Below are 23,524 nucleotides of genomic sequence, written 5' to 3'. Positions count from 1 at the left end.
AGAAGACCAACCATAACTTAGACTAAAGTGAGTATAAGTCAAGAGCCCTAAAGGAGGCTCTTCTGGCGTCTAGGCGGTGGGAGGATGATCGATAGAATCATCTATAGCCAAAGTATAAAAAATGTAATCTGGGAAGGTTTGATCCTTTTGAACAGGAATTTCCAGAGGCAAAACAGCAAACGGTTTATTCAAAACAATGAAACCACTTGACGTAATATTCTTAAATGGAAGCTGTTCATGCTCATCTTCATCGGGGTGCTCATGATTCATGTTTCCATAATGCTCCGCACAAAAACTCATAAATGCCGAAAAAGCAGAATTATGGTCACCTCCTGAATGAAACTCTGAAAAATGGGTGTATAGGTTTCCCACAAGTCTAAGTTGACTTAAATCAGCTTTGGGAATCAATGCGGCAAAGCTGATCAAAACAATAAATAACCTAGACATTCCTTTCACATTCCCAAAGTAGCTTTAATGTCTTAAAAAGAAAGTGACTTTTGTCATAGACCGAAGAGACTGTTTCCAGTTATTGATTTTCAATCTCCAATAAATATAGGAACTAGTTTATGGAGTTTAGTAGCCAATTGGCAGAATGTAATCTATGCGCCTACTTTAATTACATCCTACCAAATGAAACCAATAATTACTCTAGTATAATTACCGACATTCCTTTTGACTTGAGCTTTTCATTCACCGCTGCCAAGTCATTTGATTCCACTTCAGCCAGTTCTCCTAAGTGATTTGCCAGCTCAGCCTTCAGCTCATCAAAGACCACATATGCAGCATCAGTAGGTTTCGCTTGTCCATTTTCAACGCTTCTGCGAAGAGATGCTAAGCGATTATTAAGCTTAATCGGAAAGTTCAAGGGATCCTGAGGGCTTTGATTTTGAACCTGATAAAGATTCAATTCAATCTTCGCCAGCTTTTCCATCATTTCAGAAATTTCAGAACTCAATCCTGAGTCCAGCCCTTCCATTTCTTCAACCCGTGATCGGATCTCCCGGATTCGAATCACCGCTTCATTGGCTTCAGATGTCTTTGCCATGATTGCCTTACTCAGATCAAACTGTTCCTGAATATCTGCAACAGTCACCCCCTCAAGGTTCGGATCCATTTCTATTTCAAAATCTGATTCAAATGTCTGACCTCCAATGGTCAATTTTACCCTGTATTCACCGATTGGAGCCATTGGGCCTCGTTGTGGTCGTGCACTCCAAATAATCATTCCGTCAAAAGTGGTAGCTCCTGGATAGCGAAGGTTCCAATTGAATGTGTTTAAGCCTTGATTAAGGGTAGGGGAGTTATCCTCTGATTCTTCTTCGGAGTCAGCTTTTGCAGTATAAGATTGAATCAGTTCATCATTCGCATCGAGAATTTCAATGGTGGCTTCTTCCGCATCTTCGGGAAGGTAATATTGAATGACAGCATTATAAATTCCCCTTATCGGATTCGCAGGTTTAAATAGAGTAATCTCATTTGTTTTTGAAATCTCTGCGGCCTGTCTAAAAGGTCGAATATCATCAAGAATCCAAAATCCACGGCCATGGGAACCCAAAACCACATCGTCATTTTTCAGGACCAAATCTCTGATCGGCGTATCTGGAAGATTCAACTGCAAGCTTTGCCAATTAGCTCCATCATCAAAGGAAATGTAGACTCCATGCTCAGTGGCCAAATAAAGTAATCCTGGTTTTTCCAGGTCTTCCCTTATCGCTCTAGCAAAATGTCCCGGAGCTATTCCATTGATGATTTTGCTCCAGGTTTTTCCATAATCAGTGGTTTTAAAGACATAAGGCTCCCTGTCGTCCACCTGATAGCGATTTGCTGCCAAATACAAAGTTCCAGGATTAAATTTACCCTCATCAATTATGCTTATTCTAGAGAATTTTGGCAGCTCAGCTGGAGTGATATCCTCCCAGTTTTGACCACCATCTCTAGTGATGTGTACTTTTCCATCATCAGATCCGGCCCAGATAGTATTGACATCATGAGAGCTCGGCGCCAAAGCAAATACAGTTGCATAGATCTCTGGCCCATTCATATCCATGGTGATTATTCCTCCAGTCTTTCCTAAGGTCTCCGGATCAGCATAAGTCAAATCAGGGCTTATCTTTTCCCAGGTCTGCCCATCATTCGTGGTCTTCCAAACATGCTGTGAAGTAGTATACATTATCGAAGGGTCGAGAGGGGAGAACATAATCGGAAAAGTCCACTGCCATCGCTCTGGGAGAGCACTTGAAGGTTCACCAGAAAAGAAGCGAGGGTAAACTTGAATATCTCTGATTTGGCCGGTGGCCCGATTATATCTGGTCAACAAAGCTCCTTGACTCCCTGCATAAAAAACATCAGGGTCTGTGGGACTTTGGGTAATCCAGCCACTTTCACCACCACCGACAGCATAGTGATATCCATGTCCTGGGCCTCTACCCAATTTGAAATCCCAACCATCACTTGGCATAGCCAAAGTACTGTTATCTTGCTGAGCACCAGCCACATGATAGGGGACATCTGAAGTAGTCATTACATGATAAAACTGTGTGGTTGTAAAATCCTGCTCGGTCCACGTCTCCCCACCATTAATGCTGACTGTTCCACCTCCGTCATTTGCAGAAATCATTCGCATGGGATCATTGGGATCTATCCAGAGATCATGATGATCTCCATGAGGAGGCCGGATTCGGATATCAAAAGTTTCACCCCCATCGGTGGATTTCCAGAACCCCACATTCAAACCATATACTACGTCTTTATCAAATGGATCAGGAACCAGTCTGGAGTAATAGAAAGCTCTTTGCCTAAGTTTCCTTTCAGAATTCACTCGTTTCCATGTAGCACCTGCATCATCCGAACGAAAAACTCCTCCCTCGTTTGCCTCTACAATAGCCCAAACCCGATCTGAATCAGCAGGGGAGACCGCTACCCCAATCTTACCTATCGGTCCTTCCGGCATCCCAGGCATTTCAGTTAGTTCTTCCCAAGTATCTCCACCATCAGTTGATTTCCAAAGTCCACAATCTGGACCTCCTCCCCACATTTTCCAAGCCTTTCTGTACACTTGCCATGTACTTGCATAAATCACATTTGGATTATTCCTATCAATAATCAGATCTGCAGCCCCAGCTTTGTCACTCACAAAAAGAACTTTATCCCAGGTGTTTCCTCCATCCTTTGATCGGAATACGCCACGCTCTTCGTTTTCTCCATAAACATGGCCTAAAGCCGCTACAAAAACGATATCTGGATCAGTGGGATGAACTCTTATTCTTGCAATCGCCTGAGTTTCATTCAGACCCAAATGTCTCCAGGTTTTACCACCATCGGTGGTTTTATACACTCCATCTCCCTGGGTAATACTTCCACGAAGCTGAGTTTCTCCGCCTCCGATATAAACCACGTCTGGATTAGTTTCTGCCACGGCCACCGCTCCAATGCTTGAAGAAGTAATTTGACCATCCGTTACTGGAAACCAGTTGTTCCCACCATCTGTAGTTTTCCAAAGTCCTCCACCAGTGGCACCGAAGTAATATTCATTAGGTCTACCAGGACTTCCCATGGCACCCAGAGAGCGCCCACCGCGTTCCGGACCTATATTCCTCCATTCATATCCCTGATAGAAAGATGGATCTACAGGTAAAGAATTTTGAGCCTTTAAGGCGAAATGAGATGTAAAAATTAGAATAAGTGATAAAAGGGGATTTAGGTACTTCATAGCTTTTAATTGGGTTGGATCGGAATTTATGAAAAGATATACAGCTAAAAAAGATGATTTTATAAGTGGTTTTTGATTGAGATAGGAATATTCGACATTCTACATTCCCTGTCGTCACTCAGACGCCAGAAATCTCATTTAAAAATTAATGAATCCCTCTATTTTTTTATATCCATTTAAAAGGCGTACATTTGCGATGTCCAACAAGTGTTCGGACCAATAATTTAGTAAGTGCGCACCCTTGTGGTGAAAAGCATCCGTCAGACAGTTTTTCAAAAGAGACTCTCTCCAACGTTTCAGGAAATATTTTTAACAAACCTATTTCCAACATTTCCTTCCTTATTGAGATCCTGTCAGTAATTTTATTCTTATTAAAAATTTATCCTTCACAAAATCAGTAGATTCTGATTTTTCCCTTGTACTTAGAGCACGGGTCAAAGAGTATTTCAAAAGCAATAAATTAAGCATCTATGGCAATAACCAAATGGTTATTAAGACAGTCATTATGCTTCTTCTTTTCTTTATTCCCTTAATCACAATTATTGTCATTCCAGTAAAGAGCGTTGCTCTTTTGTTTGGATTGTATATAACTAGTGGCTTTGGAATGGCAGGAATCGGTATGGGCGTAATGCATGATGCCATTCATGGGTCTTACTCTAAAAGTAGAAGAATAAATAAGCTGGTGGGATACACGCTTAATTTAATTGGAGCCAATGATAAAGTATGGAGGCTTCAACATAATGTGCTTCACCATAGCTACACCAATGTCGATGAACATGATGACGACATCAATGCTCCCTTTTTCTTAAGGTTTTCTCCTCACGCTCCAAAAAACAAACTTCACAGATATCAGCACTTTTATGCCTGGTTCTTTTATGGTTTGTCCACGGTATCCTGGGTTACCTCAAAAGACTTTATTCGATACACCCGGTATTATAAAAAGGGATTAGTGAAAGATCAGGCCAGCTACAGAAAAGGGATCGTGAAAATAGTCTTGTGGAAATTAATCTACTTTAGCTATGTTCTGGTTTTACCGATTTTATTTTCGCCAATCTCAGCCTGGATAATCGTACTTGCCTTTTTGGCGATGCACTTCATCACAGGCCTGACCATATCTTTGGTATTTCAATCTGCTCATGTCACTTCAAATGCATCATTTCCATTACCTGACAAGGAGGGAAATTTAGAATCTGAGAGACTAGCGCATCAGTTAGAAACCACCTGCAATTTTGCACAGATGAATCCATTCCTTTCTTGGATGGTAGGAGGGCTAACCAATCAGATCGAGCATCATTTGTTTCCAAATATTTCTCATGTGCATTACCGAAAAATAGCTCCGATAGTCAAAAAAACAGCTCAGGAGTACGGTTTGCCTTATCATACCAATGGATCGTTCATTTCAGCTGTTTTTAGTCATTTTAAAATGCTCCGGGATTTAGGCAGGGTAGAGGTTCAGCCGGTTAAATCATGAAATCGCTGGAATTAAATAGCGTGAGTTCAAATACGAAAAACTTTGCGTAGCCATAAAGGAGCGCAAATTCAATTATAAAAATCATTTACAACAAAAGTTTATTACAATGCAAAAAGGAAAAGTGAAGTTTTACAATTTCTCAAAAGGATATGGTTTTATTGCTCCAGAAGATGGAGGAGAGGATATCTTTGTACATCAATCAGGTCTTACTGAAGATATCAGAGATAATGATTCGGTAGAATTTGAAACTGAAGAGGGAAAAAAAGGTATGAATGCTGTCCGTGTAAAGGTGGTCAGATAATCAGTAAAAAATAAAGGCGGTTTTTAAACCGCCTTTTTTATTTTCCTCTGAATTGAATCAGAGTTTTATTTTTTCAATTAATCTTCGGTTGCTTCCTCTTCTTCTTCAGGAACAGGAACTGGCTCACTTTTTATCTTGATAATGAAATCAGAAGAAAGATCAATCTTAAAAACATTTTCATTCATCAACTCTTTGCCTGTTGGGGATGAATGAATCATGATCATCAAATCTTCCACCATTTTGGTGATTTTTTTGGTATTGGTCACTTTTCCCTCGTTCAAGACAAGTTTAAAGGAATAGCTAGAACTGCTTTTGGGATTAACATCCTCAAATTCATGCTTATAGAGCTGATATTCCTGATCCTCTTCCAGAGAATCCTTCATTAATTTGATGATTACTGGTTTATATTTTTTCCATACTGGAAAAAACTCATTGGTTGGTCTTGAGTCAAATAACATTTAACTGATTGAGTGATTTTTAAATTTCGATACAGCGCATTCTTAAAAATCAGCACATCTGATTGCTAAGAAGCCTTAGGGAATCTTAAAGATAATAAATATTAGAACCCTAGGCGAGTGATACGCGGTATTTCTTGGAAATTAGGCTGTATTTTGAGATTAAACGGTATCAGAAAGAGAAAAAATAAAATAGAATTGAAGAACTGGTTGCCATTTGGGCTAAGATTTAATTCCAGTTCGTCACTTGTACTTCACGCATTAATCCAAATGCCCTAAAGATTGGGATTACTTTAAATCCCTTCACTGGCGCGCGTCTCCGGACGCGTGACATATAACGGCAATTCCCTCCATGCCAGTTTCTTACTTTTTAATGATTTTTTATTAGTTTAAACCATAGTAACAATCTCAATTTCAGATGGAAACAATAAGCTTAACAAACCCAAGCCTAATCAAGGATTCGAAGGCCAAGGTAAATCTAGGAGAAAAAGCCATTCGACTTCCAACCTACCTTTACGCTACGGTATTAGCTTCTTTTAGTATAATGATAGGATTGGTCTGGGACATAAGTTGGCATATGAGTATAGGCCGAGATGGGCTATTTTCAGCACCACACTTGGCGATCTACTTCGGTGGTGTGTTGGCGGGCGTCTTCTCTGGAATTCGAGTTCTTAAAGTAACCTTTGCAGGCACTGAGCAGGAGAAAAAAGACAGCCTCTCTTTTTGGGGCTTTTTTAAAGGATCTCTCGGAGCACTTTTTTGTATTTGGGGAGCTTTTGCCATGTTGACCTCGGCACCTTTTGATGATTGGTGGCATAACACCTACGGTTTAGACGTAACCATCCTTTCTCCACCGCATACTATTCTGGCATTGGGAATGATCACTATCCAGTTTGGAGCAATGATCACCGTGCTCTCTGTGAAAAACCGGATGATCCTACAAAACCAGGTTAATCCAAGGATTGAAAAGCGGTTAAGATTATTCTTTGCTTTGTCTTCTGGCTTTGTCTTATGCATGGTGTTTACCATCGCTTCTCAATACTTCGGTAGACATGAAATGCATAATGCATCCTTTTATCAAGTGGCAAGCCTTCTTTTCCCCTTATTACTAGTGGCATTTTCTATGGCCGCACCTAGTAAATGGGGAGCAACTCTTGCTGCTATTGTTTATACCATATTTATGGCGGTGATGGTTTGGGTATTGCCATTATTCCCAGCAGAACCCTTGTTAGGTCCGGTTTTAAATCCCATAACTAATTTTCAGTCCTTTAATTTCCCCTTATTGTTGATAGTTCCTGCAATTGGAATAGACATAATTACTCAGCGTTTTGAAAATAAGAATGTGTGGCTGAGATCATTACTTTATGCTACCGTATTCCTTTTTAGCTTATTTATAGTTCAGTATCCTTTTGGAGATTTTCTCATGTCAGACTGGTCTAGAAACTGGTTCTTCGGCACTGAAAGTTGGTATTTTGGTTCGAATCCAGATCATCCCTATCGTTATGCCTATGCTCCATGGATGGAAACTACAGGTCTGGATATGGTAAAAGGTCTTGCCATAGCTCTTGGAGTGGCATTAATAAGTTCCCGACTATCCATCCGATGGGGGAGATGGATGCAAAGAATTTTGAGGTAATACAATGAACATGAAGAAACTCCTCAGCACCCTTCTTATTCTGGCTTTTGTTAGTTTTAGCAGTGTGGCTCATATCGGTAGCCCTGGTGTCACCCTCGAAGGAAAAGCCGGCCCTTATTCAGTAACAGTGGTGGTGAACTCTCCAGATGTAATTCCTGGTACTGCCTCAGTAGATGTATATCTGACCGAATCATCTATTGATGAAGTTCAGCTCAAACCAATATATTGGTTTGCAGGTCCGGAAGGCACTCCAAAAGCAGATTTGGCATTACCAGTTCCGGGTGAGTCTGGTCACTACAAAGGCGAGATTTGGCTAATGACCCCTGGTACTGCCAGCATCGAGGTAACTGTAAAAGGCGAAGCCGGAGAAGGTGCTATCCTTCTACCTGTAATGGCTGTTTCCACAGCAAAGAAAGAAATGGATCCTACTTTAGGATGGACTCTTGCGGGTCTTGGTGCATTCCTTGTTTTCCTAATGGTCACCATCATCAGCCTAAGTAACAGTGATTCCATGGTGGAGCCAGGTAGTCCAAGTTCTAGCAAAGTCAGAAGAAAACGCTGGGTAGGTGCAGGGATAGGCTTAGTCGTCTTGATTTTGATTTTATGGGGTGGTAATAATTGGTGGAATAGTTGGGGCAATCGCTATGAACGTTACATGTATAAACCATTTACTGCTACCTCTTGGGTTGAAACGGAAAATAACCTGCAGGTTTTAAATTTTTCCATTGACTCTACCAGACTGGAACAACTTGGCCAAACCAGAAATATCAATTATCTGATTCCTGACCATGGGAAAATCATGCACATGTTTCTGCTGAAAATGGGCACGTTAGATGTCTTTGCACATTTGCACCCAATAAGAACTGATTCTGCCATGTTTCAGACCGTAATCCCACCTTTACCAGCTGGTGATTATTACGTTTTTTCTGATGTCACAAGACTAAGTGGTTTTTCAGAAACCATAGCAGATACCCTCATCATTCCCGAGCCGAGTGAACTAATTACAAGTACCTGGAATGATTCCCTTTTAATAGATATAGATGACACCTACTATATCACGGATCCTATTGTCAAAACTGAAAATAAGTCATTGCTTTTGGGTGGGGATATCGTAATGTGTGGTAGTCCTGGGAAGAAAACTATGCTGCCTGATAGTTCCTTCGTTACTTTGGAACTTCCAGAAGATGGAGAATTTAAAAGTCAGCAGCTTTATCAGCTCACTTTTGCCTTTGAAGATGAAGAAGGAAATCCCTCTGAGTTGGAGCCTTATTTGGGTATGATGGGACATTCTGTAGTCTTTAAAGAAGAGGGGGATGTTTATATCCACCTTCACCCGGTAGGAACTTATTCCATGGCATCTCAGGAGATGATAGAATCCCGAATTAAAGGTCAGAGTGGCATCATTAATTGGGATGAAATTCAAAATCAAAAAGAATTTAGGGATAGCGTTGACCAGGTGATCGCCAGGCTAAATCGTATGCCATACGCGGAGAGAGATAGCCTATTAGCCATTGGAATGGATCACTCTGTAGATGATCCTGATCACCCGGACCATGCTGTGGTTAAGTTTCCCTATGCTTTCCCTGAAGCAGGACAGTATAGAATTTATGTGCAGATGAAAAGAAATAAAAAAATTCTAAATGGAGCTTTTGATGTAGAAGTTTCTGAATAAATCCCCTTTTACGACGAGTACGGGTTTGGAATCGTACCGACAAAAAAGTCCGAGGCAAAAAAACCGCCCCGGACTTTCCCCAACCTATATTCTTATAATCTTAATTGCTATTGCTTCCAATATTTCCCTGAGCTACAATAGTGGCCAGTTCAGCCATGGAAAGGTGTACATTGATGTACCCATTGAAAGTTAATAGGTCCTCGTACGTAATTGGAGTATCATCATCCATCATCATAATATTGGTCATACTCATTCCAGTGGCACCGTTGACTGGATTAAAGGATACAGCGATTGGGCCGCCCATTTCTGCGCTGTTTTCATGAATGTGTGCGGGGTGCATTCCATCTTCAGGGGTGTTTTCTAGTATGATAACTGCCAGTGTGCTTCCATTGGCACGCTCTTTCAGTTCAGCTGTTCCACTGATCCCTGGGACATCTATTTCTCTCAACATATATGTAGTAGACTCGCCAGTCAATTCATTTTGACCTATATCTCCTTGTACTACAATAGTCCCTAGCTCTTCCATGGATAGGTGTACATTAATATACCCGTCAAAATCCAATAATTCATCGTAAGTAATTGCTGTTCCATCATCAAGCATTGCAATATTGGTTTTGGACATTCCTGAGGCACCATTAACAGGATTAAATGAGAAGGCGATTCCACCGCCTTCCAAAGCCGTATTAAAGTGAATATGAGCAGGATGCATCCCATCTTCAGGTGTGTTTTCCAGCATGATTTCACTTAAAGTTTCCCCATTGACACGTTGACTAAAAGTAGCCATACCGGAAATTCCAGCTACATCTTTTTCACCCAAGAGAAAATTTTTCGTTTCTCCGGTCAATTCATTTTGTCCAATATCTCCTTGGGCTACTATGGTAGCCAATTCCTCCATTGACAGATGGACATTGATGTATCCATCAAATCCTAGTACATCCTCATACACGAAGGCATTACCATTGTCTAGCTCGGCTACATTTGTCATACTCATCCCGGTAGAACCATTGACAGGATTGAAAGAAAATGCAATCGCTCCACCTTCGGCAGCTGTATTCTCATGAATGTGTGCAGGATGCATAGCTCCATCGGGTGTATTTTGCAAAATAATTTGGGCGAGAGCCTCACCATTTTGTCTTTCTCTGAAAGTAGCCGTACCCATGATACCATCTACGTCGACAGAACCTAAGTCATATACCTTAAACTCTCCAGTTAAGGCATTTTGACCAATATCACCTTGAGCTAAAAGAGTTCCCAAGTCATTCATAGAATTGTGCACATTGATATAGCCATCAAAGTTTAATAATCCTGAATATGTAATGGGTGTTCCATCATCTAAAGCATCGAAGGTTACAGAAGCCATACCAGTTCCCCCATCGACCATACCCAGTGAGAGGGCGATATCACCACCCTCAGCGGCAGTATTAAAATGAATATGTGCAGGATGCATACCACCGTCACTGGTTCCGCTTAATTGCAGATTAATCGTGATGGTATTATCATCATTCTCAATGAATTCTGCTGTTCCTGAGATGGATGGATTAGAAACCGGTCCTAATTGATAGGTGATCATATTGCCCGTAGGGTTCGGCATGGGCATCATAGGCTCATCATCATCATTACAGGCAAAAAACAAAACGGAGAAAAGTAGTATATACAGTCCTCTTAGAAATTGTTTAGCGTAGTTCATAAAATTTAAATTTAGTTTTGGTTTAGGCATTACTAACATCCGATAGGGGTTTTGATTATTTAGAAAGGACTTACGAGGCCTAATGGCTCTTTGGATTGAGGAGGAGTGAAGTTTTTTAAAAAAATCCCACAAATGGCCGAATAGACGCTGGAGCGCTGCTATAAAATCAATTCACTGAAGGGCGATAGAAACACGCGCTAGATAGATTTAAACAGAAAACACTAATAAATTACCATTTTCAAGAGGGGGTAAAAAATTTAGCTAATCTAAGATTTGCCCCATATTCTAGATTCTTGAAAGATGGATGAAAGAAATGAGAACTTAATCCACTATGCACTTGTTGGAGCGAATTGATACATGTTAAATGCGAATCAGGAAAGAGGATGTGATCATAATCGGCGGTGGGCTTGCGGGGCTTACCACTGCCTTTATCTTAAAAAAGCAGGGAATAAACGCTCTGGTCTTAGAATCCTCGGATCGTTTAGGTGGACGTATTTTCACGAAATCACGCAATAACCTTTCTTTTGAATTAGGAGCCACATGGGTATTTGAGGATAAACATCTTCGAAAGCTAATTAATGAACTCGACCTAGACCTAGTTCCTCAATACTTACAGGGAGATGCACTGATCAAATACGATCCTTCAATGGAAATCCAAAAAAGTCCCACCAAAGCCTTGATGGGCGGAGCTGTTTATCACAAAGTCAAAGGAGGAACCGGTTCCATTATCCATGCGCTTGTTTCACATTTGAATCAAGATCGAATTTCTCTTGGTAGCAAAGTGGAACAAATAGCCTATATAAACGATCAGCTGGAAATCAGGCTGGTGGATGGAACCAGACTTTATACCAAGAAACTCGTGCTCGCTTTACCACCAGCAGTGATTGCCAGTCAAATTAACCTCACACCAAAGCTAGACCAGCATAATTTGATGTCTGAAACTCACATCTGGATGGGTGAATCGGCTAAGTTTACTATTTTTTTAAAGGAAGACCGATGGAAGTCTAAACGGCTCTCTGGTTTTGCTTTCTCCAATTACGGCTTAATTCGCGAGATTCAAGATCATACCATCGGCACTGAAAAGATTCCTGGCTTACTTGGTTTCCTAAATCTTTCAGAAAGATGGTTAAAGGATGAAGATCAAAGGCAACAGTTGGTTGTACAAGAGTTGCAAGAGCTATTTGGAATTAGTGAATCTGATGTATTAGGGTACGCAGATTTTTTATGGAATGAGCACTTTATTGATGATAAAAGAAGGAATCTAAATCAGTCACTAGTGCCACATCACAACAACGGCCATCCTTTCTACCAAGAACCTCATTTTGACGGACGCCTGTTTTTTGCGGGAGCCGAGACCTCTGCCAAAAATCCTGGGTATATGGAAGGGGCGGTTTTATCAGCCTATCGTACAGCGGAACTGCTATTGGCTGATCTTGGATAGTTTTGGTTTGATTTAAAAGCTGGTTTTGAATTAGTCAGTTTAGCTGTACGCAAAACTCCGCTGGAACCGTTTATAATGAATACCAAGAAATTACCTGAAAAGTATAGCACGCGTTAAAAACGCGCGCTATTGACACTCCAACCTTCACTGGCGCGCGTCTCCGGACGCGTCCCTTTATCTTAAGTAATCCAACTCAAAACCGATAAGCCGCTTTCCTTAAATCCTTCACATTTTTGAATTCATTGGGAGGGGAGAGGTAAGAAGCCAAAAACTTATAGATTTTCAAGCGTACTTCCTGGGCCTTTTTAGTATCGATTCGATCGAAGGTATGACCTCCGGGAATGTCTTCGTAGATCTCATATTCGAAATCTTTATCTTCTGCTTTTAGCGATTTAATTAGATGCTCCACCTCAAACACATTGACATCTTCATCATTGGTATTGGTATGAATGAGTAGGGGAGTCTCCAGCTTATGAGCCTGCCATGCAGGTGATCTTTTCCGATATTCTTCTACATTTTCAGCAGCCGTTTTCCCTATATGATAATCTGCAGAATACAGATCCCGATATCCCTGCGACTTGTATCCCATTCTGGCAATCAAATCGCTCACCGGAACTCCTGCATAGGCGACTTTGTAATCCTTCGGATGCTCAAAAATATTGTGCAGTGTGATCATGCCCCCATGACTCCAACCAAATATTCCTATTCGATTTGAGTCCACGATATCGTAATTCTCCACCATGTAGTTTCTGGAAGCAAAGACATCCTCAATCTCCAATCCACCATAGTCAATGCTTTCATAAAAACCTCTGCCATATCCTGTACTTCCACGATACTCAGCTGCAACCACGATATATTGCTGAGCCATCAATTCACGGATGATGTGAGCATAAAAAGTATTGAAATTGCTATGAACGCCCCCATGGGGCAAAACCATAAGCGGATACTTTTTATCAGGGTCAATATCGCGTGGGATAAAAATATAGGATTGGAAGCGAAGCGGATTTCCATAACCCTGAGCTGTCTTATTTTTCTCAACCCGGTCATCCTTTGGAGGTCCGGTCAGGTAGACCTTGTCGATATAGGCCACATCACCCACTTTTTCATACCAAAGCACATCATCTAGCTGTTTGCTTACAGCATCAAAGCTATGCCGTAAATTCCTGACCTGATTTCGAAGAGCCTCAATCTCAGACTGCTCTTCCTGAGCCTGACAGATTACAAGGGTTGATACTAGTAAGGCTAGCGTAAAAATCCATTTCATATTTTTCTGTTTTGATTTAACTAAATCTAAGATCTGCGAAAGACCTGAAATAGAAAAATAAAGATGAGTAGTAAATGTGGGGTTTTAGTGGCGAACGTATTATCGGAAATCCTTATTCTGTTCTATAATTTATATTATGTTAAACAGAGTTTTCCAACCTATAGAACCTCTGCCATATTCCTCAAATTAAGCTCAAGGGCTTTTCCTGATACCACTACCCCAATGGCGTAATTGGGAATATTTGAAATAAACTCACAGGTGTAATCCTTTCCATCAGGAATTCGGATTTTTGGTTTATCCATGGTATCCTTCACCAAAGCATCTTCCAGCGGATAGCTCAATCCTTTTCCGATCAGTTTGATAAATGCTTCCTTAATGGTCCAGAGTCTAAAAAATGCTTCTGATTTTTTAATTCCTTCTGAATTCCTAATTAATGAGATTTCAGTTGGTGCGAAAAAATGCGTGGAAATTAGCTCTGACTCAATCTCAGGATCCAGGAATTCTATATCCACCCCAAGATGTGCATCTCTGGAGACCCCTATAAGAACCTGATCCTTGGAATGTGAAATGTTGAAATAAAGTTTTTCCGCACTCATAGCCAGAAATGGCTTTCCAAGCTTCGTATAGCCTATTCCTACGCTTCTGGGTGATTTATCCAGGTAGTGACCCAGAATTTTCCGGAGCATCACTCTCCTTTTGATAAATCGCGTCCTGTGCTTCTCGAATTTAAACTGATCCGTTAGCTTTTGTTCTAAAGGCGCCAGAATCTGGAAATCCTGATCCGGAATCTGATTTAAATCCGCTGCCCAAAGATCCACTTTCATTTTATTTTCTATTCTCAGTTGTCAGTTGTCGGTTGTCGGTTGCCAGTTGTCGGTTGGAGAGTTTAAACTTTAATATTCGAAATTCATCATTCGATGTTCGACATTCTCAAATCCTAAATCCTAAATCGTACTTCCAAAATCACCCTTCCTTATCCCATTTTCTAAGACTCCGCTCTATCGCCTCATTCATTTTCGAAGCATACGGCTCCCGCATAAGCTTCATATGTGGGCCCTGGATTCGCTCGGTATCCACCACATTAACCAAAGGCTCCCAGCCATAGGTATGTTTGAATTCGCTTGGTGTGGTAATCAGCAAAGTATCCACGTTCACATGCTTTGGCTGATAAGCATATAAAAATTTCTTCAATAGCCCTGTATCCTCAATTAGTGCTGGTTTTTTCTCATTACTAAGTTTTTTCTTCAATTTGTTAAATAAGGTTGCCGGCTTCTTCCAAAGCTCAAGATGCGTAAATAGCTTCTTATAACCACCTTTACCAAAAACCCTGGATTCATCGAAAAATAAAGGAGGATCAATCATAATGAGCTGCACCTTCTCCCCTTCCTCCAAAAGCTGTCTCGCCATCTCAAATGCTACCACATTCCCAATGGAATACGACAAAAGTCTGTAGGGTCCTTTTGGCTGCACTTTTTTCATATCTCTGATGCATAGCTCAGCCACTTCAGGAATACCTTCAGGCACCTGATCCTTTACCAATTCCGGACTGACTGAAAGCAATCCGTACACCGGGTAATCCGATGAAAGTTGACGGGTCAACTGGCTGTAAACCGTCTCGTAGTAAAACTCAGAGTGGACACAGAAAAGAGGATTTTCTTTACCTATTGTGCTGATAGGAATAATTCTTTTAATTTCTTGATTTACAGTATTTTTACTTGATTTAACTTTAGTAGAAATAGAGCTGATCGTATTCTCGATATTGATCATTTCTTTAAAGTCAAATCTATTCTTCAGTTCCTCCTCTACCCGCTTCCATTCATAGGCAGAACCTCCATTGTTTTTAAAAGAATCATTCACGCCAATCAGCTTCTGCGAAAGTTCCTTTTCCCAGATTTTTAGAATCTCCAATTCCTGCAAATTCCCTGGTCTTTGGTATTGCTCGTGACCAACTGAATTTACTAGAGATTCTACCGTAGAATAGCGCAAAAACTGCTCTGGAGTCACCTTTAAACCTAAAGCCCTACACCTCGCGATGATCCGAATGCTCAATAAGGAATTCCCTCCTAAAGCATTGAAATCCACATTTACTGGCACTTCTTCCAATCCAAGCACATCTGCCCAGATATTTGCTACCTGATTTTGTAAATAAGTTCCGGCCTTTTTCTCATAAACCTGTTTTTCGGTTTTTGGCTCTTTTCTGAATAACTCCCCCAACTCCTTCTGATCCACTTTCCCATTCGGCAATAGCGGAAATTTCTCCAGCTGCAGAAATTGAGAAGGAATCATATAAGCAGGAAGCTTTTCCTGAAGGAAAGACTGCAGGTCTCCAGCTTCTATTTTCTTTTGGGCCTTCCAGGCCAAAGCTATTACAGGACTATCCGAATCTATGACTAATGCCACCGATTTCTCTATGTCTTTAAAGGAATTGGTCACATTTTGAATTTCGTTCAATTCAATTCTGTGTCCTCTGATTTTTATCTGATTATCTATTCTACCAAGATATTCAAGAAGTCCATCTGCTTGGATTCTTACCAGGTCTCCTGTTCTGTAAATCCTATCCCAGTCCTTTGAGTAAGGGTTTTTCAGGAACTTCTCTTCTGTTTCTTTAGCGTCCAGATAGCCGCCGGCAACAGCTGGACCAGCTATACACAGCTCACCGGATAGTCCTGTCGGCACCAGCTTTTGATGCTCATCTAGAATATATGCCAGAGTATTGCTCGATGCCAGTCCAATAGGTGCTTTATCCCTGTAAGTTTCCTTTTGAAACTCGTGCACCGTGCACCATACCGTTCCTTCTGTTGGTCCATACTCGTTGTACAGCCTGCCCTCAGGGTTTTTCTTGAAATGCATCTCAGGCAGCGATGGAGGACACTCCTCTCCTGCCACAATCACATGTTTTAAGCTTTGCGGTAATGACTGAGAAAGAATAGCCTGGTAAAGCGAGGGAAGCATCAGGGTATGGGTAACCTCTTCCCTTTGAATTAAGCGGGTGAGCGAAGTGCTATCCAGAGATTCTTTATTCTTTGAGATGATTAATTTCCCACCGGTAGCAAGGGTCCAGTAAATCCCGGCCACGGAGCTATCGAAAGCAAAAGAAGAGACCATCAAAAAGCTTTCAGGAAGCTCAGAATAGTAATCCAGTCTGGCTTTATACGAAGAGCAAAGATTAGCATGGGAAATAGGAACTCCTTTAGGCTTATTGGTACTTCCTGAAGTAAAAATTAAATAAGCATAATCTGAACATTTAACATCTTTAAATAATTGATTATCAATATTTTTGGTTATTTCTATAGAATCAATTTTTAAAGTTTTGATATCCTGATTTCCTAACTCAAAATTCCCTTTTCTGGAGATAACCCATTCGCAAGAAGACCCGGTTAAATACTGCTGAATTCTTTCATCGGGATACTCCGGGTCAAGGGCCAAATAATATCCTCCATATCTCATAATTCCGATCATGCTTACCACATAATCCACTGATCGATGTAGATAAATTCCTATAGGTTTTGTTGGGTCTGCATTTTCCTCTTTCAATACATGAGCTATAGCCCTGCTCTTTTGATCCAACTCCCAATAGGTTAGCCTCTCTTCTCCACAAACCAAAGCCGTTTGATCTTTTGATTTTGCAAAGACTTTTTCAAGGTAATCCAGAACGCTTCCATCATCCTTTGGATTAAAGCCATGAGAGAGACCAGAAATGAGGTAGCTCCTCTCTTTTTCTGAAATCAAACTTAATTCAGAAATTGCCTGCTCTGGATTACTAGTAATTTCAAAGAGCAGTGCTTCAAAATGAGCTGCCATTCGATCTGCAAAGGCCTTTTCAAAGAGATCTGAAGCGATTTCTATTCCAATCGCAAAGGCACCATTTTTTTCACCAAAATGATGCAAAGTCAGATCGAACTTGGAAACATCTAGGTCCAGGGTTTCCATTTCTACTTTCAGGTCATGTTCATGGAAAGGGTTTTCACCTTTGGAATGCCCAACGAACATGGCCTGAAATAGTGGGTTTTCGCTTTGACTTGCCTTTATGCCAGATTGCTTGATCAGTTCCTCATAGCTTGGTTTTTCACCTGTCAAAGCAGCCAAAGAGTCATTTTTGACTTCTTCGAGGAATTGTCCGAAGGACTTATTAGGATCAATTTGGCTTTGCAGAACTTGAGTATCTACGAAGTACCCGACCAGATTTTTAACCTCTTCCTCCTCTCTGTTTAAAACTGGGATGCCCACCGATATCTTTTCAGTCTTTCCATATCGGCTTAGCAAAATTTGAAAGGCAGCCAAAAAGAGGTTAAAATCTGTGGTTTCAAGCTTTCCGGCAAGCTTTTGAATCGGCTTGGTGAGGTCTTTCGATAATAGGAAATGATGAAATCCCCCTCTGTAGCTTGGTCGTGCCGGTCTGGGATGATCCAAAGGCAGTTCCAGAATATCCCATTGCAAAGCTTCAGGATTGCTCTTATCGCTAGATTTCCTTTCTCTTTCTGAGTCCCAAACAGTAAAGTCATGGAATTGAATCCTCTCCTCGGTAAGTTGATCCAAATTACCCTTTGAGGTTTCAGCATAGAACTTGGCGAAATCTTTTTTCAGTATTCCGATGGACCATGCGTCAATTACAATATGATGAAATGTAATCCCAACCGCCTTGTTCCCATTTGTCAGTGGGCAAATCGCAACCCGAATCAATGGGTCTGTTTCTAATCGGAAACCTCGACTAGCTTTGGCTTTCAGCCAAGAAAAAGCTGAAGATTCCTCCATTTTTTCCTCAGACTCTAGTAGCTCAAAAGATTCACGCTTTGGATAAACCAGCCTTGGTTCTTCCTTAACTATCAAATAGTTACTGAGAAGAATTTGATGTTTTTTTACAAGAAGCTCAAGAGATTTAATGAAGGTGTTCTTATCAAAGCTGTCATTCGGGAAAGTCCAAACTTCAGAATAATTGTAGACTGGGCTTTCAGGTTCCTTTTGATACACCAGCCAAAGTCTTTTCTGAGTTTGAGATAATGGATAGGAATCCTGTGCAGGCGCCTTCAGAATAGTGAATTCAGCAGCCCCCTCCCCTTCGGCATCATTGAAATTTAGCCATTCGTCGAGTAAGTCATCCGAATTTTCCCCCATTTATTTAAACAGATTTACCAGCCAGGTCAAAAGCTTTAGATCTATATCAAAAGCCCTTTCTATCACCCAATAAGTCGCAATGGCAATAAGAGCGATTGAAAAGCCAACTAGGATAGTTTGGTATCCTTTCCATTTACTGAGGAAGAACAAAATCGGAAATGCGATCAGAATAATGACAAGCTGCCCGATTTCTACCCCTATGTTAAAGCCAACCAGAGAATATACAAGATACTCACCACCTCTAGATTGCTCTGCCAGAACTGATGCAAACCCGAATCCATGGAAAAGTCCAAAAATGAGAATGATCAACCACTCTCGCTTATTCAGGAATGGGGTAATGTTATGGTAAGCAGCCATGGCAATCGACACTGCAATAATGGATTCAACCAGCCGTGAGGAAAGGTTTATCACCCCTAATGCAGCGAGACTAAGCGTAACAGAATGCGCCAGAGTGAAAATGGTAATGATTTTCACTACGGACCAGAGTGCTGTTTTAAAGCTATTCTGAGTATCAAAATCAGTGTATTTTATTCCCATCCATGAAGCTTTCGGGTCTTTTGGTCTATAAACCACTACGGAAGGAATCAATAGAGCAATAAGGAAAAGAATATGATCCAGGCCTATCCAGATATGATAAATACCAGATTTTACCATTGCCATAAAACCCGTGAATACAGACCCTTCCTCTATATCCAAAGTTTGATTGGTAGATGCAGGTCCATAAATTAAAGAAGGTAAAGCCTCATTGGCCAGAACTCCGGTCTTCCAGTTTCTCTCGATATGAAGTAAGGACTCATGTCCGGAAATTTCCTGAAGGAAAATTTCATCATAGATATCCATTTCAGATGGAATAGAATCTATGTTGGACAGGTCAAAATTAAAGAGTATAAAATCGTTACCGCCTAAATCAAGAATGTCCGTTCCGGTGAAAATTAATTCATGATCTCCACTGGCAGAGGAAAATTTAAGGTTTTCCAGTATGTAATCTACCATAGTTAGGGTTTGGGGATCATTCAAATCGGGATATTCTCCAGCTTCAAATTCAAAACCAAAAACCTGTTCGATATCACTCTTTCTGAGCTCTACTCTACAGTCTATTTCATTCTCGTAAATACTTAAGTATATGTAGTTTTGGTTCGGTTTGTGGGCCTCTGCAAGAGGCGTGAACAGCATTAAAAAAGCAAGTAGGGTTAAACCTGTTCTAAATAATTTGGTTGTGGACATATTCGGGTGTAGGGTAATATCAATGCAGAGCCTAAACAATGGAAGACCCTAACTAGTTTTCTAATCTTCGTAAAAGAAAAGAATTGAGAGTTGAAATCAAAGCCGTATATTGCCCTCGTCACCTCTGAGTAATGAAAAAAAACCAAGCAACGATTATAATTGACAGTGACGCTGTCAATGAGATTATCATAAAGAAAGGGCTGGATAAAGTTATGGATGATTTGACATCCTCACTTGAAGAATCCCTTTTAGAGTACAACAGTGAAAATATCCAGATTCCTACCCGTTCAGGATTTAATTATAAAAAACCATTTTTAGGTCTTGTGGAATGGATGCCTCTGATGAAAAAAGGAGAAGAGGTAGTGATCAAGGTAGTCGGTTATCATCCTGAGAATCCTGAGCTTTATAAAGTTCCAACCATTCTTTCAACCATCTCCTGCTACGATACCCATACCGGTCATTTGAATCATCTTCTGGATGGAGTTTTACTGACTGCTTTAAGGACCGGAGCTTCTAGTGCTGTTGCGAGCAAACTGATGGCAAATCCTGACTCAGAAACTCTTGGAATCATCGGATGTGGTGCTCAATCGATTACACAGATACATGCCATTAGCAGGCTTTTCAATATACAGGAGGTTCTTTACTTTGATTCAGATCAGGCCTCAATGGATAGTTTAGCCGAAAGATTAAATCCTATCACTCTTGACATTTCTTTACGTCAAGCCAAAATTGAAGAGATTCTGGAAATGTCTGATATCATTTCCACAGCCACATCCATCGAACCGCATAAAGGACCACTCTTTGAAAAGTATAACTGCAAAGCTCATCTGCACATAAATGCTGTAGGCGCAGATTTTCCCGGAAAATTTGAACTCCCAAAATTCCTTTTAAAAAACTCAAAAGTATGTCCGGATTTTTTAGATCAGGCGGTGATCGAAGGAGAATGCCAACAACTTTCCCCAGAAGAAATAGGTCCAAGTTGGGTTGAACTAATCAAAAACGAAGAAATGCAGCGTGAGTATCAAAACAATTTAACTGTTTTTGATTCAACAGGATGGGCCTTAGAAGATCAGGTTGTTGCAACATTATTTGCCAGATATGCCGAAGAGCTTGGTCTTGGAACCAAAATGAATATTGAATCATACTCTTCAGATGAGAAAAATCCATACGGAGCCATCTATCAGTTTTCAAGAGTATCAGAATCATAGTTAAAAGGAAATTCTCTTGAAATTGATTAAGCTAGCTTTCTACAATTATATTCAGTTCATTGAACAATAGACTTTAATTTCCCACCATAAGTGCAATTTTATGATTAAACGATTACCCATTCTAGCCTTGGCATACCTTTGCCTGATAAGTACAGTTTCCGCCCAAGATTTACGAGGCCGAGTGCTTGATGAAAACAACGCCCCTGTTCCAGGAGCATATATCATTCATCAGGATTCAGAACATCACGCACATACCAACCCCTCAGGTTATTTTGTGCTTCCTGGTGTTGCAGTAGGACAAACGATTCAGGTCACCCACGTAGGGTTTGAATCACAGACAATTGAAATTACTGACCTCTCAAGAGAGATCACGGTGAGATTAAAGGAAACATCCATTCAGCTAGATGAAGTGGTTTTCAGTCAGGATATCAATCCTGTTCAAACTCTTTCAAGAGTGGATCTGAAGCTGAATCCAGTGAACAATTCGCAAGTTATCCTTAGAAAGGTTCCTGGTCTCTTTATTGGCCAGCATGCCGGAGGTGGTAAGGCCGAGCAGATTTTCCTTCGTGGATTCGACATTGACCACGGAACAGACATCAATATAACCGTGGATGGTATGCCGGTAAATATGGTTTCCCATGCACATGGTCAAGGTTATTCAGATCTACACTTTGTGATTCCAGAAACTATTGAGCGAATTGATTTCGATAAGGGGCCTTACAATGCCGATAAAGGAAATTTTGCGACAGCAGGATATGTAAATTTCCAAACCAAAAGAGCAATTGATAAGAGTTCAGTGACTGTAGAAGGAGGAAGCTTCAATACCACAAGAACCGTGGGTCTCTTTAACCTGATCAATGAGACCAAAAACCACGCTTACGTGGCTGCGGAATATCTTTCAAGTGATGGACCTTTCGAATCCAGCCAGAATTTCAACAGAATAAACCTAATGGGTAAGTATGGTTTGACTTTGGATGATGGTTCAGATATCAGTCTGATTGCATCCTATTTTACAAGTCAGTGGGATGCATCTGGTCAGATTCCGGTGAGAGCTGTACAAAGTGGTCAGATTACAAATTTTGGTGCTTTAGATGACACTGAAGGTGGAACAACCAGCAGAATGAATCTTGCATTGAATCACTCTAAAATGATCAATGACAAGCTTTACATCAGAAATAATGTATTCTATAATACTTATGACTTTGAGCTTTTTTCCAACTTTACCTTCTTCTTAGAGGATAGCGTGAATGGAGATCAGATTCGACAAAGAGAAGATAGAAAGCTTTTTGGTGCTGAATCTGCTGTAACCTACAGCGATTATTTCAGTGGTGGGGATTATGCCTTAACTGTAGGGGTGGGTTTGAGAAGTGATTTCAGTAATGACAATGAACTCGCAGGTACTAAGAATAGAGACAGTGTTCGCTTCGTAACCCAACGAGGTGATATTACTGAGGGTAACTATTATGCTTACGCAAACTTCGACTTAAATCTGAACAGACTTAGAATTAATCCCGGGGTAAGGGTGGATTACTTCAGATACTTATATCAGGATGAATTAACTCCTGAATATGACCCTAACTCATTAACAGCAGCGGTTGTAAGTCCAAAATTGAATTTTATTTACACTGCATCGGATCAGGTGCAGGTATTTCTGAAAACAGGTATAGGGTTCCATTCAAATGATACCCGCCTTGTCCTTGAAAGGCCAAATAATGAGCAGATTTTACCACAAGCCTTTGGAGCTGATATAGGTGGTAACTTTAAATTGGCCCCTCGCCTATTATTTAATGCCGCTCTTTGGTACTTAAGACTGGAGCAGGAATTCGTTTACGTAGGTGATGCTGGGATTGTAGAGCCTAGTGGTCGTACAGCAAGACGCGGTGTTGATGTGGGAATCAGATGGCAAGCCATTGACTGGTTATACTTCGATTCTGATTTCACCTATTCCTATGCTAGAAGTATCGATGATCCGGAAGGTGAAAATTTGATTCCTTTGGCTCCTAGAATCACAACTACCGCTGGATTATCGGTTGAGAAAAATGGTTTTGCAGCAGCTCTTAGAGCAAGATATTTACAAGATCGCCCGGCAAATGAAGACAATAGTGTTGTAGCTGAGGGTTATACCATTTTAGACCTTAATGCGAATTATAAATTCAATGCCTTTACCGTTGGATTCCTAATTGAAAACTTGCTAGATTCCGATTGGAAAGAAACTCAATTTGATACTGAATCCAGAATAAGACTGGCAGATGGTAGCCTTGAAGCAGAACCTGTTAGTGAAATTCATTTTACACCTGGAACACCCTTCAACTTTAGAGGATTTGTAAGATTTACATTTTAATTA

Annotated in this window: 15 protein-coding genes; 7 read left to right on the top strand and 8 right to left on the bottom strand. The window is 40.7% G+C overall.

All coding sequences use genetic code 11. The annotated features are described in order from the left end of the window. Window positions 1-69: 69 nt before the first annotated feature. Complete coding sequence (locus tag QVH07_RS09640) at window positions 70-447, bottom strand: HMG-box domain-containing protein (RefSeq protein ID WP_289999966.1); 378 nt, start codon at window positions 445-447, stop codon at window positions 70-72. Between the two features lie 196 nt (window positions 448-643). After that, window positions 644-3,709, bottom strand: a complete 3,066-nt coding sequence (locus QVH07_RS09635; protein ID WP_289999965.1) for a VPS10 domain-containing protein — start codon at window positions 3,707-3,709, stop codon at window positions 644-646. 505 nt (window positions 3,710-4,214) lie between these two features. Between QVH07_RS09635 and QVH07_RS09630 the strand changes: the two genes are divergently transcribed. Together QVH07_RS09630 and QVH07_RS09625 are read left to right on the top strand one after the other, a co-directional pair. After that, window positions 4,215-5,180, top strand: a complete 966-nt coding sequence (locus tag QVH07_RS09630; RefSeq protein ID WP_289999964.1) for a fatty acid desaturase family protein — start codon at window positions 4,215-4,217, stop codon at window positions 5,178-5,180. Between the two features lie 106 nt (window positions 5,181-5,286). Next, window positions 5,287-5,481, top strand: a complete 195-nt coding sequence (locus QVH07_RS09625; RefSeq protein ID WP_289999963.1) for a cold-shock protein — start codon at window positions 5,287-5,289, stop codon at window positions 5,479-5,481. Between the two features lie 77 nt (window positions 5,482-5,558). On the opposite strand, the gene QVH07_RS09620 is transcribed toward QVH07_RS09625, so the two are convergent. Beyond that, window positions 5,559-5,864, bottom strand: a complete 306-nt coding sequence (locus tag QVH07_RS09620) for a hypothetical protein (RefSeq protein ID WP_289999962.1) — start codon at window positions 5,862-5,864, stop codon at window positions 5,559-5,561. Between the two features lie 490 nt (window positions 5,865-6,354). Between QVH07_RS09620 and QVH07_RS09615 the strand changes: the two genes are divergently transcribed. Both QVH07_RS09615 and QVH07_RS09610 read left to right on the top strand, forming a co-directional pair. Then, window positions 6,355-7,572, top strand: coding sequence for a hypothetical protein (locus QVH07_RS09615; RefSeq protein ID WP_289999961.1), 1,218 nt, complete (start codon window positions 6,355-6,357; stop codon window positions 7,570-7,572). Between the two features lie 10 nt (window positions 7,573-7,582). Continuing rightward, window positions 7,583-9,244, top strand: a complete 1,662-nt coding sequence (locus QVH07_RS09610) for a DUF8832 domain-containing protein (protein ID WP_289999960.1) — start codon at window positions 7,583-7,585, stop codon at window positions 9,242-9,244. Between the two features lie 100 nt (window positions 9,245-9,344). On the opposite strand, the gene QVH07_RS09605 is transcribed toward QVH07_RS09610, so the two are convergent. Beyond that, window positions 9,345-10,931 carry a CHRD domain-containing protein gene (locus QVH07_RS09605; protein WP_289999959.1) on the bottom strand — a complete coding sequence of 529 codons (1,587 nt, stop codon included), beginning with the start codon at window positions 10,929-10,931 and terminating at the stop codon, window positions 9,345-9,347. Between the two features lie 364 nt (window positions 10,932-11,295). On the opposite strand from QVH07_RS09605, the gene QVH07_RS09600 reads away from it, so the two are divergent. Further along, window positions 11,296-12,372: a flavin monoamine oxidase family protein gene (locus tag QVH07_RS09600; RefSeq protein ID WP_289999958.1), complete on the top strand. Its 1,077-nt coding sequence runs from the start codon at window positions 11,296-11,298 to the stop codon at window positions 12,370-12,372. Window positions 12,373-12,565: 193 nt separating this feature from the next. On the opposite strand, the gene QVH07_RS09595 is transcribed toward QVH07_RS09600, so the two are convergent. The 4 genes from QVH07_RS09595 to QVH07_RS09580 all read right to left on the bottom strand — a co-directional run bounded on the left by QVH07_RS09595 (window position 12,566) and on the right by QVH07_RS09580 (window position 19,972). Continuing rightward, a complete protein-coding gene (locus QVH07_RS09595) occupies window positions 12,566-13,636 on the bottom strand; it encodes an alpha/beta hydrolase family protein (protein WP_289999957.1) in 1,071 nt (356 codons plus the stop codon). A gap of 158 nt (window positions 13,637-13,794) precedes the next feature. Continuing rightward, window positions 13,795-14,460 (bottom strand): 4'-phosphopantetheinyl transferase family protein, encoded by a 666-nt coding sequence (locus QVH07_RS09590; protein WP_289999956.1) that lies wholly within the window; start codon window positions 14,458-14,460, stop codon window positions 13,795-13,797. A gap of 139 nt (window positions 14,461-14,599) precedes the next feature. Then, complete coding sequence (locus tag QVH07_RS09585) at window positions 14,600-18,748, bottom strand: non-ribosomal peptide synthetase (protein WP_289999955.1); 4,149 nt, start codon at window positions 18,746-18,748, stop codon at window positions 14,600-14,602. Beyond that, the gene (locus QVH07_RS09580) at window positions 18,749-19,972 is read right to left on the bottom strand and encodes a HupE/UreJ family protein (protein WP_289999954.1); all 1,224 of its coding nucleotides are present in this window, start codon (window positions 19,970-19,972) and stop codon (window positions 18,749-18,751) included. A gap of 131 nt (window positions 19,973-20,103) precedes the next feature. Here QVH07_RS09580 and QVH07_RS09575 point away from each other — a divergent pair, with 131 nt between their 5' ends. Together QVH07_RS09575 and QVH07_RS09570 are read left to right on the top strand one after the other, a co-directional pair. Next, window positions 20,104-21,180: an ornithine cyclodeaminase family protein gene (locus QVH07_RS09575; RefSeq protein WP_289999953.1), complete on the top strand. Its 1,077-nt coding sequence runs from the start codon at window positions 20,104-20,106 to the stop codon at window positions 21,178-21,180. A gap of 100 nt (window positions 21,181-21,280) precedes the next feature. Beyond that, the gene (locus QVH07_RS09570; RefSeq protein WP_289999952.1) at window positions 21,281-23,521 is read left to right on the top strand and encodes a TonB-dependent receptor; all 2,241 of its coding nucleotides are present in this window, start codon (window positions 21,281-21,283) and stop codon (window positions 23,519-23,521) included. The last annotated feature ends 3 nt before the right edge of the window (window positions 23,522-23,524 follow it).

Source organism: Algoriphagus sediminis, from assembly GCF_030403435.1.
Lineage (GTDB): Bacteria > Bacteroidota > Bacteroidia > Cytophagales > Cyclobacteriaceae > Algoriphagus > Algoriphagus sediminis.
Note: the sequence above shows the minus strand (reverse complement) of the source record. Positions and strands in the feature narration are given on the sequence as shown.